This is a genomic window from Colwellia sp. KS18-150 (assembly GCF_057551365.1).
The window spans coordinates 40,605-53,284 of sequence record NZ_BAAJMC010000006.1; the positions used below are offsets into that span (position 1 = coordinate 40,605).

Sequence of the window (12,680 nt, forward strand, 5' to 3'; positions counted from 1 at the left end):
TAATTCCATTTAGAGTATTAAATTGAGGTGTTACAAGTGGTTTACATTTTAACACTTTTGCTACATTTGCATCTTCTTTCTCAATATTTAATATAAATAAATTACTATTTAACTCCTTTTGATAATTTTGACTGTAAATACTGCAAATAAACAACCAGAGATTAGGCCAAGTAGATGCGCAGTATTGGCCATATTTACTGGCAATACATTGGCGAACCCAAGTACTAGCCAAAAAAGTAAAAAGCCGACAATGGGTTTCGACAAAAAGAGTCCTTTATCTGGCGCTAAATAACCATACCACCAAACAAATCCCATTAAGGCATACACCACACCAGACAAGCCTCCAAAGTTTGAACCTGAAACCATGAATTGCCCTAAATTGGAAAAAACAGCAGAGATTAGCAATAGATTAATCAGCGTGCCCTTTCCTAGTATTTTCTCAATACTACCGCCTAGCTGCCACCACCACATAGTATTGAAAACAATATGTAACCATGAAAAATGAAAAAGTGCTGGGCCAATAATACGCCAAGGTTCAGCAAAAAAAGCATCTATCGACAAACGAGGATAGAATTGCAACTGTAAGAATATGCTTTGTGCCCAGCCTAAATTACTCGCGAGAAAAACCAACCAACAGATGAAAAAGACAGCCAAAGTTACTATACCTGCATGACCTAAAAAACTTTCTTTAAAGGTGGTAATCAAGGTTAAATCATTACTGTCTACATCAACAGTTTCACCTTGTTGCCATGCGGCTTGTTGGTATTTATTGTGATTAGGGTTTTTGATAAATTGCTCAAACTCTTCAGTCGCTTGAGCAATTTTGTTGTGCTGGCAAAGCACAATGTATGCGAGCTTAGCCTCACTAGAAGAAGCGTTTTCATTATCAGCAACAACTTTTGCCGCTATGCCTATAGTCATTAAATAGTTAGCAAAAAGATGGGCTATACGCTTTTGTTCGATTTTCACTAAAGGCGACAAATCGCTAGTCACTTGTTCTGTCATTTATAGACCTAACTAGAGACTTTATCAGGATATTGTAATTGCCACTGAGTAAAACCACCATCTAGCGAGTACACCTGGGTAAAGTCTTGGCTGATCAAATACTGGGCAGCTTGTTGGCTAGAGTGGCCATGGTAACAGCAAACTACCACAGGGGCATCAGGATCAGCTTCACGTAAGAAGTCAGCCAAACTTTCATTGGTTAAATGAATCGAGCCAACTATACGGCCTCCTGCAAATGCATTACCATCGCGGATATCGACTACAACATGAGTGTTTTCATCCAATACCCCTGCAAGTTCATCTACTTGCATATGCATAAAACTTTGCATATCAGCCATACTACTCTTTACTCCCAATTTAAAATAACTTTTCCTGACTGTCCTGAACGCATTACGTCAAAACCTTGTTGAAAATCATCGACATCATAATGATGTGTGATGATTGGTGTCAAATCTAAGCCTGATTGTATTAAGCTTGCCATTTTATACCAAGTTTCAAACATTTCGCGACCATAAATGCCTTTTATTGTTAATCCCTTGAAAATAATCTGGCTCCAATCAATAGCCATATCTTTACCAGGAATACCTAACATGGCAATTTTACCACCATTATTCATGTTTTCTAGCATACTAGTAAATGCCATAGGAACACCTGACATTTCTAGGCCAACATCAAAACCTTCTGTCATACCTAGCTCAGCCATGACCTCGGTTAAACTTTCTTTTGATACATCGACAGCACGAGTAGCACCCATTTTTCGAGCTAGATCAAGTCGGTACTCATTAATATCTGTAATAACAACATGACGAGCTCCTACATGCTTAGCAACAGCCGCCGCCATAATACCAATAGGCCCTGCACCGGTAATAAGTACATCCTCACCGACTAAATCAAATGATAGTGCGGTATGTACTGCGTTACCGAAAGGGTCAAAAACAGCCGCTAAATCATCAGAAATTTCATCCGGCAATTTAAAAGCATTATAGGCAGGGATCACTAAATATTCAGCGAATGCTCCTGCACGGTTCACTCCGACACCAACAGTATTACGACATAAGTGTGTGCGGCCACCACGACAGTTACGGCAATGACCACAAGTAATGTGGCCTTCACCGGAAACACGGTCTCCTAAAGAAAATCCTTTAACTTCTTGGCCAATACCTACCACTTCACCTGCGTATTCGTGGCCTACGACCATAGGCACAGGAATAGTGTCTTGCGACCATTCATCCCAATTATAAATATGTATGTCGGTGCCACAAATAGCAGTTTTTTTAATTTTGATTAATAAGTCATTATGGCCTATTTCAGGTTTCTCGGTTTCGGTTAACCATATACCTTGCTCAGGCTTTAATTTTGAAAGTGATTTCATCAAATAATCCCCATCTCTTTGCCAATAGTAGTAAACGCTGCAATGGCTTGATCAAGTTGTGCTTTTGTATGTGCTGCTGAAATTTGCGTACGAATGCGTGCTTGCCCTTTAGGAACAACAGGAAAAGAAAAACCAATCACGTAAATACCTTCAGCCAATAATTTATTAGCCATATCGCTAGCAACTTTAGCGTCACCTAACATCACTGGCACAATGGCATGATCGGCACCGGCACAAGTAAAGCCTGCGGCTTCCATATTACTACGAAAATAGCTGGTATTTTCCTTAAGCGTTTTACGTAACTCACCACCTTCAGCTAAAAGTTTTAATACTTGCAGTGAAGCATTAACAATAGCGGGAGCTAACGAGTTAGAGAACAAATAGGGGCGAGAACGTTGGCGTAACCATTCAACAACTTCTTTTTTCGCTGAAGTATAACCACCTGATGCGCCGCCCATGGCTTTACCTAAAGTACCTGTAATAATATCAACACGCCCCATCACATCACAGTACTCATGACTGCCACGGCCATCTTCACCAACAAAACCCACTGCGTGTGAATCATCAACCATCACCATCGCATTATATTTATCAGCTAAATCACATACACCTTTAAGGTTGGCAATGACGCCGTCCATTGAAAATACACCGTCAGTGGCGATCAATTTAAAACGAGCGCCTGCTTCGTCGGCTTCAATCAAACATTGCTCTAGCGCTGCCATATCATTGTTGGCATATCGAAACCGTTTAGCTTTACACAAACGTACACCATCAATAATTGAAGCATGGTTTAATGCATCACTAATAATGGCATCTTCTGGTCCTAATAAGGTCTCAAAAAGACCTGCATTAGCGTCAAAACATGAAGAATACAAAATAGTATCTTCCATCCCTAAAAACTGGCTAATGCCCTGTTCAAGCTCTTTATGAATATCTTGTGTGCCACAAATAAATCGCACTGATGCCATACCAAAACCATGTTCATCTAAACCTGTTTTAGCCGCAGAAATTAGTAATGGGTGGTTAGCTAGTCCTAAATAGTTATTTGCACAAAAATTGATAACCTGTTCACCAGTATTAACCGCTATTTTAGCTTGTTGAGCGGTCGTGATCACACGTTCAGCTTTGTATAAGCCTTCGCTCTTAACTTGTGTGATCTGATTTTGAATATGGTTATAAAAATTTGTAGACGTATTGTTTGACATAAGGAAGCCTCAACGATAGTGGAAATATAATTATACCACTCCACCTAAGAAAGTGTTCGCTTAGCAAGAATTTAAAGGTTTAGAGGCAAGGCATTGATTGCAAATAATAGTTATTCTATTGTTAAAATCAATAACGCAGCATATAAGCCTTTAAAACTCGCCCTTCGGGAACGTATGGGCATCATGATAAAGGCACAAAATTTGTTTGATGTAGAATAATATCTAAACATATTTTGTTTTTTCTCATATCGCCCATGTCGTTCTAAGTGGCCACTTCTTTAGATGGATTGGTATTACAATAATGGCGCTATTGTACGCTTTAAATATATTTCGTACAGACATAGGCCGAATAGTATTTCGTTAAAAAGTAAACTTTCGTAAAATAATTCTTACTTAGTAAGAGTTATGCAACTTATATTCATTCGTTCATCGTGAACTTAATCCAATGGGCAACATCGGTTAATAAATGCTTTCTACGATTAATTAACTGGTAAGCATAGCGATCACCTTTATAAATTTGCATTTTTGAACGCTTATCACCATTCCAAGAAAACAGCTCTTGTGCTGTTTGATTACTTTCTTGATGTTGTGATGACGTGACAAAGTAACTTGGAATATCAATGAGGTTTTTATAACGCTCTTTATCACTATAGGTCATTTTTGGTGTGATCAAGACCATCGAGTGCATGAGTATTTTCTCCGCCAAAGCAACAGCATAAGCACCGCTACAGCCACTGGCAACAATAGATATACCTTTATTTTCGGCAAGTTTACTATTTAAAAAATTATACGCTGCCAGCAAATCCTCCTGCCAATAAGTTGTTAGTAATGCCATATCGCTTTGGTAACTAACGATATTTAATGCGTTCTTCTTTATCTCTTGTCGAGAAAAGCCTTCGGCAACACTTTCACCATAGCCTCTAAAATCAATTAACAGGGTGTGTAAACCTTGTGATGCTAGGCTAACCGCAACTTTCCTATATGCTTGGCGATTGTTTTTACAATCATGTAAAACTATTGCTCCGCCGCTACGGGCTTTACCTGGATAATAATCAGCCGCTAATAAAAAGTCATGATCAGCTCTCGCTTTAATGCTAACCGTTTGCACAAAATTATCCGCCTCTTCACTCTCTTGTTGTTGCGCAACTACTTGGGGAGCTAGCAACATAATAAAGCTTGTTATGGCAGGTATAATTTTCAATTTTATGTCGATTTTTGGTTTTGAGTAAAAAAGCATGTTTATGAGTATTAATAGGTATTTAATCAAAGTTAGGTATAATCTATCACAAACTAACTATAGAACAATTTATGCTTTCTTTATTCATTTATCGCTTGTTAACATTGTTATTATTGCCATTGTTAATTTTGGCTTTATTAATACGTTCATTGAGTAACAAACAATATAGACAAAGAATAGCTGAGCGCTTAGGCTTTTTTCCTAAACCATTCCAAAAAAATGGCATTGTTGTTCATGCAGCGAGTGTCGGCGAAGTTATCGCTCTTGCCCCTTTTGTTGAGCAACTACTTTCAGCCTACCCAAAATTAGCTATAACAGTTACCACCTTCACCCCCACTGGCTCTGAGCAAGTAAAAAAACTTTTCTCCGATCGTGTTCAACATGGTTTCTTACCTCTGGATGTATTGCCCTGCACACAAATATTTTTGTCGCGTTTACAACCTAAACTTGTGATATTTATGGAAACTGAGCTATGGCCTAACTTAATTAGCCAATGCGCCAATAAAAATATAAAACTATTACTTATCAATGGCCGTTTATCCAAAAACTCAATGAAAAGTTACCTAAAAATTAGCCCTTTGATCACCCCTTGCCTTAACCAATTTGATAAATTACTTTGTCAAAGTAATGATAATCATGAAAATTTCTTACGTTTAGGAGCAAAGCCTGAGCACTGCAGTGTTTCTGGCAATTTAAAATTTGATCTCAGTGTTAATCAAAATAGCTTAGACAAAGCAAAAAAACTGCAAAACCTATTACCTGATAATCGCCCTATTTGGTTAGTTGCCAGTACTCATGAAGGTGATGAAGAAATTGCCTTACAAGCTTTTAAGGAAATTAAACAGCACACTCCTGATTTATTATTAGTGCTTGTACCTAGACACCCTGAACGATTCAAACAAGTTGCTCAATTATGCTTAAGCCATGAGTTCACTTTGGTAAAACGAAGCGAAGAAGTACGAGTGCTAAAACAAGATATATGGCTACTGGATAGCTTGGGCGAGTTAATGTCTGTGTTTTCATTAGCCGATCTAGTGACTATGGGTGGTAGCTTTAGTGCTATTGGTGGTCATAATCCACTTGAGCCAGCACTCTTTAAAAAAGCCATTATTGTCGGACCAAACATGAGTAATTTTAAGGAAATAATGCAGCAGTTAACTGCAAATGATGCCATTATCCAGCTTTCTCAGGCGAACGATAGTGAAGGTGATTTCCATAGCCAAGCTTTGGCTAGCGAAGTTATACAGTTACTAAACGACAGCCAACAAGCGACATTATTAGGTGATAATGCCCATCAGGTAGTAATGGCGAATCAAGGGGCGAGCAAGCGAACGCTACTAGTAGCTAGAGATTTAATCGATGACTAATATTGACTCAATAGAAATTTTTCAGCAAAACAACACCTATTGCCAATTTGATAGTAATGAACTAATACAATTTCAACCGGGTATGCTCGATGCTGAATTTTGGCAACAAAGGAATTTGATTACAGGCTCAGCCCAAGGGCGTGGCACTACATGGTTCGTCAAGCATATAGATGAATCAACCTCCGCAGAAAAGCATTGGGTGTTGCGCCATTACTATCGTGGCGGCTTGATAGGGAAATTAATCAATGATAGCTATTGGTTTAGCTCACAACAAAATACTCGCGCCGCCAAAGAGTTTGCCCTTTTAGCAACAATGCAGCAACTAGCACTACCAGCCCCAAAACCCATTGCTTATAGGGTGATACGAAGTGGCTTACTGTATCGTGCTGATTTGCTCAGTAGTCGAATTGAAAATGCGCAAGATTTAGTCGCATTCTTATCACAGCAAAGCTTAGAAGACGACTTATGGCAAAAAATTGGTGCGACAATAAAGCGTTTTCATCAGCATAATATCTATCACCATGATTTAAATGCTCACAATATTTTAATTGATGATAGTAATAACTTTTTCATTATCGATTTTGATCGAGGGGAGTTGCGGAAGAACAACAATACCGACTGGCAAAAAGCAAATGTAGCGAGGCTACAACGCTCATTTATGAAGGAGCTTCAACAATTGCCAAAATTTCATTTTAATGAAGCTAATTGGCAATCGTTAGTAACGGGTTATTTAAATCATTAACTATTAAGCAACTTCTAAAGCTTCTTGGTATCGCTGTTGGTACATATCACGTGCTTTCAATAGTTCAGGTAATGCATTCTCAGTAGTATAAGGTCGTAAGATAACTAATATCTTCAACACGCCTTGGTAAAATACTGAATTATTAATTTCATTTACTATATTTTGCGTTTGGTAAAAGCTTAACCAAAAAGTATTGATAATACGTAAAATGCTTACGATATCAGCAAGCTCTTCATCATCAAAATCAATAATTTTTGCCGCTCTAAGTGAGACCAATAACTGACTTACACGCTCAGCAATAGAGTGTTGTACTTCAACATATTTCTCACGCAAACTTGGATTTTTATCCAAAAGCACAGGTAAATTGCTATAAAAGAAGCGAAACTTCATCATCATTTGAAAAACCGCATCCATGTAAAGGATAATGGCATCAAGGGGTTTTATCTCACTTGAAACTTGCGGAAAGGTATCTAACAACAAGTTACGCGCATACTCTTCATATATAGAGAGAATGATGTCTTCTTTATTTCGAAAGTGATAATACAGATTACCTGGACTAATCCCTAAATGAGCAGCGATATGGTTAGTGGTAACATTACGCTCTCCTTGCTCGTTAAATAATTCAATGCTGGCCTGAATGATCTTATCGCGGGTCTTCATACAAGTTACTTCTTTCCGTTTAGTGGGTTAATCCAAGAGCTATTTAAATTTTAAGCTTTCTATCATACTACCAAATTTCAGTGAATTTAAAATCTTTTTGAGTAAATACTTTAACAAAGATAATGGTTATTCATTCATTTTATAACCCATTTGATGTTAATGCTTGTCATAAACTTAATTAAACCATTACAATACTTCGGTCTTAACCATCAAATAAAACGTAAAATATGAGCATAAAAGCAATTTACCCTGGTACTTTCGATCCTGTCACCAATGGCCATTCAGATTTGATTTTGCGTGCAAGTCACTTATTTGGTGAAGTAATTATTGGGGTAGCTGCGAGCCCGAGCAAAAAACCACGATTTTCTCTGGAGCAACGCGTTGAAATGATCGAACAAATTACCAAAGACCTAAACAATGTTACCGTTGTTGGCTTTAGTGGTTTACTGGTCGACTTTGCTAAACATCATCAAGCCAAAGTACTAATTCGTGGCTTACGTGCCGTGTCAGATTTTGAATATGAATTTCAATTAGCCAATATGAATAGGCGTTTATCACCTGAATTAGAAAGTGTATTTTTAACACCAGCAGAAGGCAATTCATTTATCTCTTCTACGCTAGTTAAAGAAGTAGCACTGCATCAAGGTGACGTTAGTCAATTTGTCGATCCCATCGTTAAAGCAGCATTAGAGCAGAAATAGTAGAGGGGCTAGCAATTAGCCCCAAATACATGGTTTTTATCTTTATTATTTAACTAAGTTTTCACCTAAAAATTTAACCACCTGATTCATATATTTTTTCTGGTTTTCTGGTACAAAAAAACCATGACTTTCATCTGAAACGGTATACCAAACATATTCCTTGTCTACCTCATCCAAAGCATCCCTTAAACTTTCAACTTGTTCAACGGGTGCCCTTCTATCTTGCTCTCCATGAGCTAAAAACAGAGGCACTTTAATTTTATCGACATGATTAACCGGCGACATGTCAGCCAAAGTGGTTTTGTTGATTCCAATCGTTTGCTTTAGGTAAGTTTTTCCATACGCTAGTTTTGGAATGTCACCTTCTTCAAACATCATAGATAAATCATATATACCAGCATTTGCTACTGCACATTGATAACTGTCAGGATATTTAGTTACACTTTGCAAAGCAGAATATGCTCCAAAACTCCCCCCCATAATACATGCATTTCCCGTTTCGGCTTTACCGTTATCAATGGCCCACTGGTAGGCATCTAAGATATCTTGCTGTATTCTTGTACCCCAATTCTTATATCCTGCTTCCATGAATTTCTGACCATAACCCGTAGAGCCACGATAATTTACTTGTAATACAGAGTAGCCATTTAGGGATAAAAACTGAACTTGTGATGAATAGCCCCAATAATCTCTGCTGTGGGGTCCGCCATGCACCAGTACAACTAAGGGCGGTATTTTCCCCTCTGTTTTAACTTTTGCTTCGGTGAAAAAGCCATATAAATTTACACCATCAGAAGCTTTGAATTCAAAAGGGTCGGTATAAGCATATTGATTACTCTTTACATTAGGTTGGTAGCGAAAAAGCATTTCCAACTTATTTTTGTCGCTGTTGAACAGGTAAAAGCTGCCGGCATCAATATCAGAAGACACAAATACTATATAATTTTTTCCATCATCACTTTGGCTAGTTATACTTACCTCTTGTTGTGGAAAGGCTGATATCAACGCTTTAAATACTTTAGCTTCCTGTAACTTTTTATTCACCAAATAATAGACAGGGAAGCCGTCATCCACTTTTAGAGCATACACTTGGTGACCATCTGTTGAAATTTGAACACCGGTAATATCCACTTTACTGTCAGAAAATATTTTTTTATAACTGCCATCTTCTAAGCCTAATTTAAAGAATCCAGTCTTATCTTGACCAAAGTTATCCAACACATAAAGGTGAGTACCTGCTGAATTTATAGTTAATGGCGTGAAATCGCTGCCAAAACTATTGTTAGGAACTTCATGCCACTGATTAGACTTACGAAAATAGAGACGTTCAACATTATTTTTGTCTCTGCCAGTAGCCGCTTTAATATTCCCCTCACTATCTGAAATAAAACTGGCGTATGGAGCTGGAGCACCAGCGATTCTTTTTTTATTTATTTTACCGTTATAGACATTAAGTTTATAAACTGCTGCTAAACGATCTCCTTCGCTATCCCAAGGTGTTGAACTAATTAAGATATGTTTGTCGTCATCGGGAAGTAGATCAATAATTTCTGCCCAGCCCTGAATTCTTTTCTTTTTCTTCATACGGGTGTATTTTTGCTCTCTTGCTTCAACAGCATTTATAGAGCGGTACCCATAAATCATTTCTCCGCGAGTGCCATCCAAATTTACAGCATAAAGTTCACCATAGAATAATGGCTCTTTGCGCCACGGTTCACGCTGATTTACTTGAATAACGACACGCTCATTATTTATCCAAAAATATTGACCTACTTCGTTTAGTTGGGGTAATTTTAAACCACCAATATATTTTTTTGTTTCTCGGTTTAAAAACACAAGCGAGCGTTTATTATCTTTCATCATTGCAACGGCAAGATGTTTGCCGTCAGGTGATATTTTGACATTTTGAAATTTTGAGTAATCAAATAGGTGAGACCAATCTTCTGCCGCTGATTGCAAACTGAAAAGCAAAGATATCGCGATTAATATATTTCTCATGGTGATCCTTGTTATATTATTATTTCCTACTACTTATCAAATAATTAATAAGTAGATAATTCCACAGCAATAAATGTAACAAAATATTACTGGGTCAAACAAGTGAGAATAATTAAATATTAGTTACTAAAATGTAAAAGTAACTTTGTTTGAAATATTACTGTTGGCAGGTAGGGCAAAATACAGAGCTGCGATTGGATTGCCTAATTTCTTCTAAGATCTCTTGGCAATTCAAACATTTCTCTCCAGCACGGCCATATACAAATAACGATTGCGCGAAATAACCTGGACGACCATCCACTTGGGTGAAATCCTTTAGCGTGGTTCCTCCTTGCGTTATGGCAGCACTCAACACGCTTTTGATAATATCGGTTAAACGATCATACCGCTGCTCATTTATATCTCCTGCCTTCACCGTAGGTAATATCCCCGCTTGAAATAATGCTTCATTCGCGTAAATATTTCCTACCCCAACAACAATATGGTTATTCATTAAAAAGGTTTTTATTGGCAGCTTTTTATTTTTCGATTTTGAAAATAGATAACCATGGCAAAAGTCATCACTAAGTGGCTCTGGTCCTAACTTAGTGAGTAAACCTTGCTCATCTTCATGCTCTGCCAACCAAAGTACTGCGCCAAAACGTCTGGGATCATTAAGACGTAATACTTTGCCATGTTCAAATGCTAAATCGAAGTGATCATGCTTAGCCACAGGGGTTGATTGGTCGATAACTCGTATAGTACCGGACATACCCAAATGCAGTAATAAAGTGCCAGTGCTAAAGCGGATTAGAAGATATTTAGCACGTCTGTCAACACTTAATGCTTCTTGTCCGTTTAATTGCTGTACTTCATCAGGTATTGGCCATCTAAGCTTTTTGTTTCTGACAATAACGTTAGTGACTCTATGACCAATAACATGTGGGCTAATACCTAAACGGCATACTTCAACTTCGGGTAATTCAGGCATAATTTCGGCTATTTAATTGCTTGGGGTGAGTTGACGGCTTAACGCTGATGGCAAAGCCAACCAAAGTTGTTTTTGATGATTAAAAACAAGTAATTGGTCCATAAGTGAATATAAGGTAAATATTTGTTCGTTTTCTAAATTAGCTAAAGCAATTTTTACTTGAGTACCTTCTTTACCTTCAATAATGATATCACTGGCTTGAACCAAACCTGTGCTTTCTTGCCAAGAAAACATTAATTGATCTATCTGTTGATTACTCAAGTCAATTATCCGCCCCTGGCTCATCATTTTCCAATCTCGACCAATGCGCTCAAATAACGCGGTAGAACCATCAGGGTAACTAATGGTTAGCGCTAATATTACGCTATGTTCCGGTAGGATTCGCGCATTATCATGATTATCATCGTCGGGAAATAAACGGTTATTGGTGGTATTTATTAACAGTATGATAATCATCACAGAAAATATAATGACATTATTCCATGCGGTCTTAGAGAGTTTCATAAAAATGTTATTAACGAAATAATACGACTATGATACTGAATTTTTCAGATAAAAAATATCAGCAATGTTTAAGAAATTAATGGTTATACCATTCCACCTAAGAAAGTGATCGCTTAGCGAGAATTTAAAGGTTTAGAGGCAAAGCATTGATTGCAAATAATAGTTATTCTATTGTTAAAATCAATAACGCAGCATATAAGCCTTTAAACCTCGCCCTTCGGGAACGTATGGGCATCATGATAAAGGCACAAAATTTGTTTGATGTAGAACAACTATATCTAAACATATTTTGTTTGTTATCATATCGCCCATGTCGTTCTAAGTGGTCACTTCTTTAGATGGATTGGTATTAGTTTCAAAAGCGGAATACTTAATCAACACGCATAAAAAAACCCAGTAAAAACTGGGTTTTTTATTAATATACAAAAGTTAAAAATTAATTACTTAATTTTAGCTTCTTTGTACATTACGTGTTTACGTGCTTTAGGATCAAATTTTTTGATTTCCATTTTTTCAGGCATAGTCTTTTTATTCTTATCAGTAGTATAAAAATGACCAGTACCAGCACTAGAAACTAAACGAATTTTATCGCGCATAATAATTCCTTACTTAAGAAAGTTTACCCTAAGGTTAAACTTTTTCGCCACGGGCACGGATATCAGTTAATACTGCATCAATACCTTTTTTATCGATAATACGCATTCCTTTCGGAGTTAAACGTAATTTAACGAAACGATTTTCACTCTCTACCCAAAAACGGTGAGATTGAAGGTTAGGTAAAAAACGACGACGAGTCGCGTTTCTTGCGTGAGAACGGTTGTTCCCTACGACTGGCTTCTTGCCTGTTACTTGGCAAACTTTAGACATTTGAGTCACTCCAAAATTAATTTTAGCTCGAGCTTATTTCTTCTGAGGATTC

14 protein-coding genes are annotated in these 12,680 nt (G+C 37.4%); 3 read left to right on the forward strand and 11 right to left on the reverse strand.

The features are described from left to right. Positions 1 to 108: 108 nt before the first annotated feature. From glpG to AC27IF_RS10045, 5 genes are all read right to left on the reverse strand, one after another. Positions 109 to 1,005: a rhomboid family intramembrane serine protease GlpG gene (glpG, locus tag AC27IF_RS10025; RefSeq protein WP_487054103.1), complete on the reverse strand. Its 897-nt coding sequence runs from the start codon at positions 1,003 to 1,005 to the stop codon at positions 109 to 111. Positions 1,006 to 1,013: 8 nt separating this feature from the next. Next, positions 1,014 to 1,343, reverse strand: coding sequence for a thiosulfate sulfurtransferase GlpE (gene glpE / locus AC27IF_RS10030; RefSeq protein ID WP_487054105.1), 330 nt, complete (start codon positions 1,341 to 1,343; stop codon positions 1,014 to 1,016). An 8-nt stretch (positions 1,344 to 1,351) separates the two neighbouring features. Then, positions 1,352 to 2,377 carry an L-threonine 3-dehydrogenase gene (tdh, locus tag AC27IF_RS10035; protein ID WP_487054107.1) on the reverse strand — a complete coding sequence of 342 codons (1,026 nt, stop codon included), beginning with the start codon at positions 2,375 to 2,377 and terminating at the stop codon, positions 1,352 to 1,354. Next, complete coding sequence (locus tag AC27IF_RS10040; RefSeq protein ID WP_487054108.1) at positions 2,377 to 3,582, reverse strand: glycine C-acetyltransferase; 1,206 nt, start codon at positions 3,580 to 3,582, stop codon at positions 2,377 to 2,379. The genes tdh and AC27IF_RS10040 overlap by 1 nt, the downstream gene beginning before the upstream one ends. Positions 3,583 to 4,000: 418 nt before the next feature. Then, the gene (locus AC27IF_RS10045) at positions 4,001 to 4,750 is read right to left on the reverse strand and encodes an alpha/beta hydrolase family protein (protein ID WP_487054110.1); all 750 of its coding nucleotides are present in this window, start codon (positions 4,748 to 4,750) and stop codon (positions 4,001 to 4,003) included. 140 nt (positions 4,751 to 4,890) lie between these two features. On the opposite strand from AC27IF_RS10045, the gene waaA reads away from it, so the two are divergent. Both waaA and AC27IF_RS10055 read left to right on the forward strand, forming a co-directional pair. Next, positions 4,891 to 6,186, forward strand: a complete 1,296-nt coding sequence (gene waaA, locus AC27IF_RS10050; protein WP_487054112.1) for a lipid IV(A) 3-deoxy-D-manno-octulosonic acid transferase — start codon at positions 4,891 to 4,893, stop codon at positions 6,184 to 6,186. Next, positions 6,179 to 6,928: a 3-deoxy-D-manno-octulosonic acid kinase gene (locus AC27IF_RS10055; protein WP_487054114.1), complete on the forward strand. Its 750-nt coding sequence runs from the start codon at positions 6,179 to 6,181 to the stop codon at positions 6,926 to 6,928. Before waaA ends, AC27IF_RS10055 begins: the two co-directional genes overlap by 8 nt. Before the next feature lie 3 nt (positions 6,929 to 6,931). Here the strand turns inward: AC27IF_RS10055 and AC27IF_RS10060 are convergent, their stop codons facing one another. Then, positions 6,932 to 7,588 (reverse strand): TetR/AcrR family transcriptional regulator, encoded by a 657-nt coding sequence (locus AC27IF_RS10060; RefSeq protein ID WP_487054115.1) that lies wholly within the window; start codon positions 7,586 to 7,588, stop codon positions 6,932 to 6,934. 227 nt (positions 7,589 to 7,815) lie between these two features. Here AC27IF_RS10060 and coaD point away from each other — a divergent pair, with 227 nt between their 5' ends. Continuing rightward, the gene (gene coaD, locus AC27IF_RS10065) at positions 7,816 to 8,289 is read left to right on the forward strand and encodes a pantetheine-phosphate adenylyltransferase (RefSeq protein ID WP_487054117.1); all 474 of its coding nucleotides are present in this window, start codon (positions 7,816 to 7,818) and stop codon (positions 8,287 to 8,289) included. A 45-nt stretch (positions 8,290 to 8,334) separates the two neighbouring features. On the opposite strand, the gene AC27IF_RS10070 is transcribed toward coaD, so the two are convergent. The 5 genes from AC27IF_RS10070 to rpmB form a co-directional block, all read right to left on the reverse strand. After that, entirely contained in the window at positions 8,335 to 10,287 is a 1,953-nt protein-coding gene (locus tag AC27IF_RS10070; RefSeq protein ID WP_487054119.1) for an alpha/beta hydrolase family protein, read from the reverse strand. A 157-nt stretch (positions 10,288 to 10,444) separates the two neighbouring features. Further along, positions 10,445 to 11,257 carry a bifunctional DNA-formamidopyrimidine glycosylase/DNA-(apurinic or apyrimidinic site) lyase gene (gene mutM / locus AC27IF_RS10075; protein WP_487054121.1) on the reverse strand — a complete coding sequence of 271 codons (813 nt, stop codon included), beginning with the start codon at positions 11,255 to 11,257 and terminating at the stop codon, positions 10,445 to 10,447. Positions 11,258 to 11,269: 12 nt separating this feature from the next. Then, entirely contained in the window at positions 11,270 to 11,761 is a 492-nt protein-coding gene (locus AC27IF_RS10080) for a hypothetical protein (RefSeq protein ID WP_487054122.1), read from the reverse strand. Between the two features lie 440 nt (positions 11,762 to 12,201). Further along, a complete protein-coding gene (rpmG, locus tag AC27IF_RS10085) occupies positions 12,202 to 12,357 on the reverse strand; it encodes a 50S ribosomal protein L33 (protein WP_044834320.1) in 156 nt (51 codons plus the stop codon). Between the two features lie 34 nt (positions 12,358 to 12,391). After that, the gene (rpmB, locus tag AC27IF_RS10090) at positions 12,392 to 12,628 is read right to left on the reverse strand and encodes a 50S ribosomal protein L28 (protein WP_159822134.1); all 237 of its coding nucleotides are present in this window, start codon (positions 12,626 to 12,628) and stop codon (positions 12,392 to 12,394) included. Between the last annotated feature and the right edge of the window lie 52 nt (positions 12,629 to 12,680).

What these genes read in the sequence shown, in the direction of transcription:
- glpG (WP_487054103.1), bottom strand. Translation starts at nt 1,005, where the DNA reads ATGACAGAACAAGTGACTAGCGATTTGTCGCCTTTAGTGAAAATCGAA.
- AC27IF_RS10045 (WP_487054110.1), bottom strand. Translation starts at nt 4,750, where the DNA reads ATGTTGCTAGCTCCCCAAGTAGTTGCGCAACAACAAGAGAGTGAAGAG.
- AC27IF_RS10055 (WP_487054114.1), top strand. Translation starts at nt 6,179, where the DNA reads ATGACTAATATTGACTCAATAGAAATTTTTCAGCAAAACAACACCTAT.
- AC27IF_RS10060 (WP_487054115.1), bottom strand. Translation starts at nt 7,588, where the DNA reads ATGAAGACCCGCGATAAGATCATTCAGGCCAGCATTGAATTATTTAAC.
- AC27IF_RS10070 (WP_487054119.1), bottom strand. Translation starts at nt 10,287, where the DNA reads ATGAGAAATATATTAATCGCGATATCTTTGCTTTTCAGTTTGCAATCA.
- coaD (WP_487054117.1), top strand. Translation starts at nt 7,816, where the DNA reads ATGAGCATAAAAGCAATTTACCCTGGTACTTTCGATCCTGTCACCAAT.
- AC27IF_RS10080 (WP_487054122.1), bottom strand. Translation starts at nt 11,761, where the DNA reads ATGAAACTCTCTAAGACCGCATGGAATAATGTCATTATATTTTCTGTG.
- tdh (WP_487054107.1), bottom strand. Translation starts at nt 2,377, where the DNA reads ATGAAATCACTTTCAAAATTAAAGCCTGAGCAAGGTATATGGTTAACC.
- waaA (WP_487054112.1), top strand. Translation starts at nt 4,891, where the DNA reads ATGCTTTCTTTATTCATTTATCGCTTGTTAACATTGTTATTATTGCCA.
- mutM (WP_487054121.1), bottom strand. Translation starts at nt 11,257, where the DNA reads ATGCCTGAATTACCCGAAGTTGAAGTATGCCGTTTAGGTATTAGCCCA.
- AC27IF_RS10040 (WP_487054108.1), bottom strand. Translation starts at nt 3,582, where the DNA reads ATGTCAAACAATACGTCTACAAATTTTTATAACCATATTCAAAATCAG.
- rpmG (WP_044834320.1), bottom strand. Translation starts at nt 12,357, where the DNA reads ATGCGCGATAAAATTCGTTTAGTTTCTAGTGCTGGTACTGGTCATTTT.
- glpE (WP_487054105.1), bottom strand. Translation starts at nt 1,343, where the DNA reads ATGGCTGATATGCAAAGTTTTATGCATATGCAAGTAGATGAACTTGCA.
- rpmB (WP_159822134.1), bottom strand. Translation starts at nt 12,628, where the DNA reads ATGTCTAAAGTTTGCCAAGTAACAGGCAAGAAGCCAGTCGTAGGGAAC.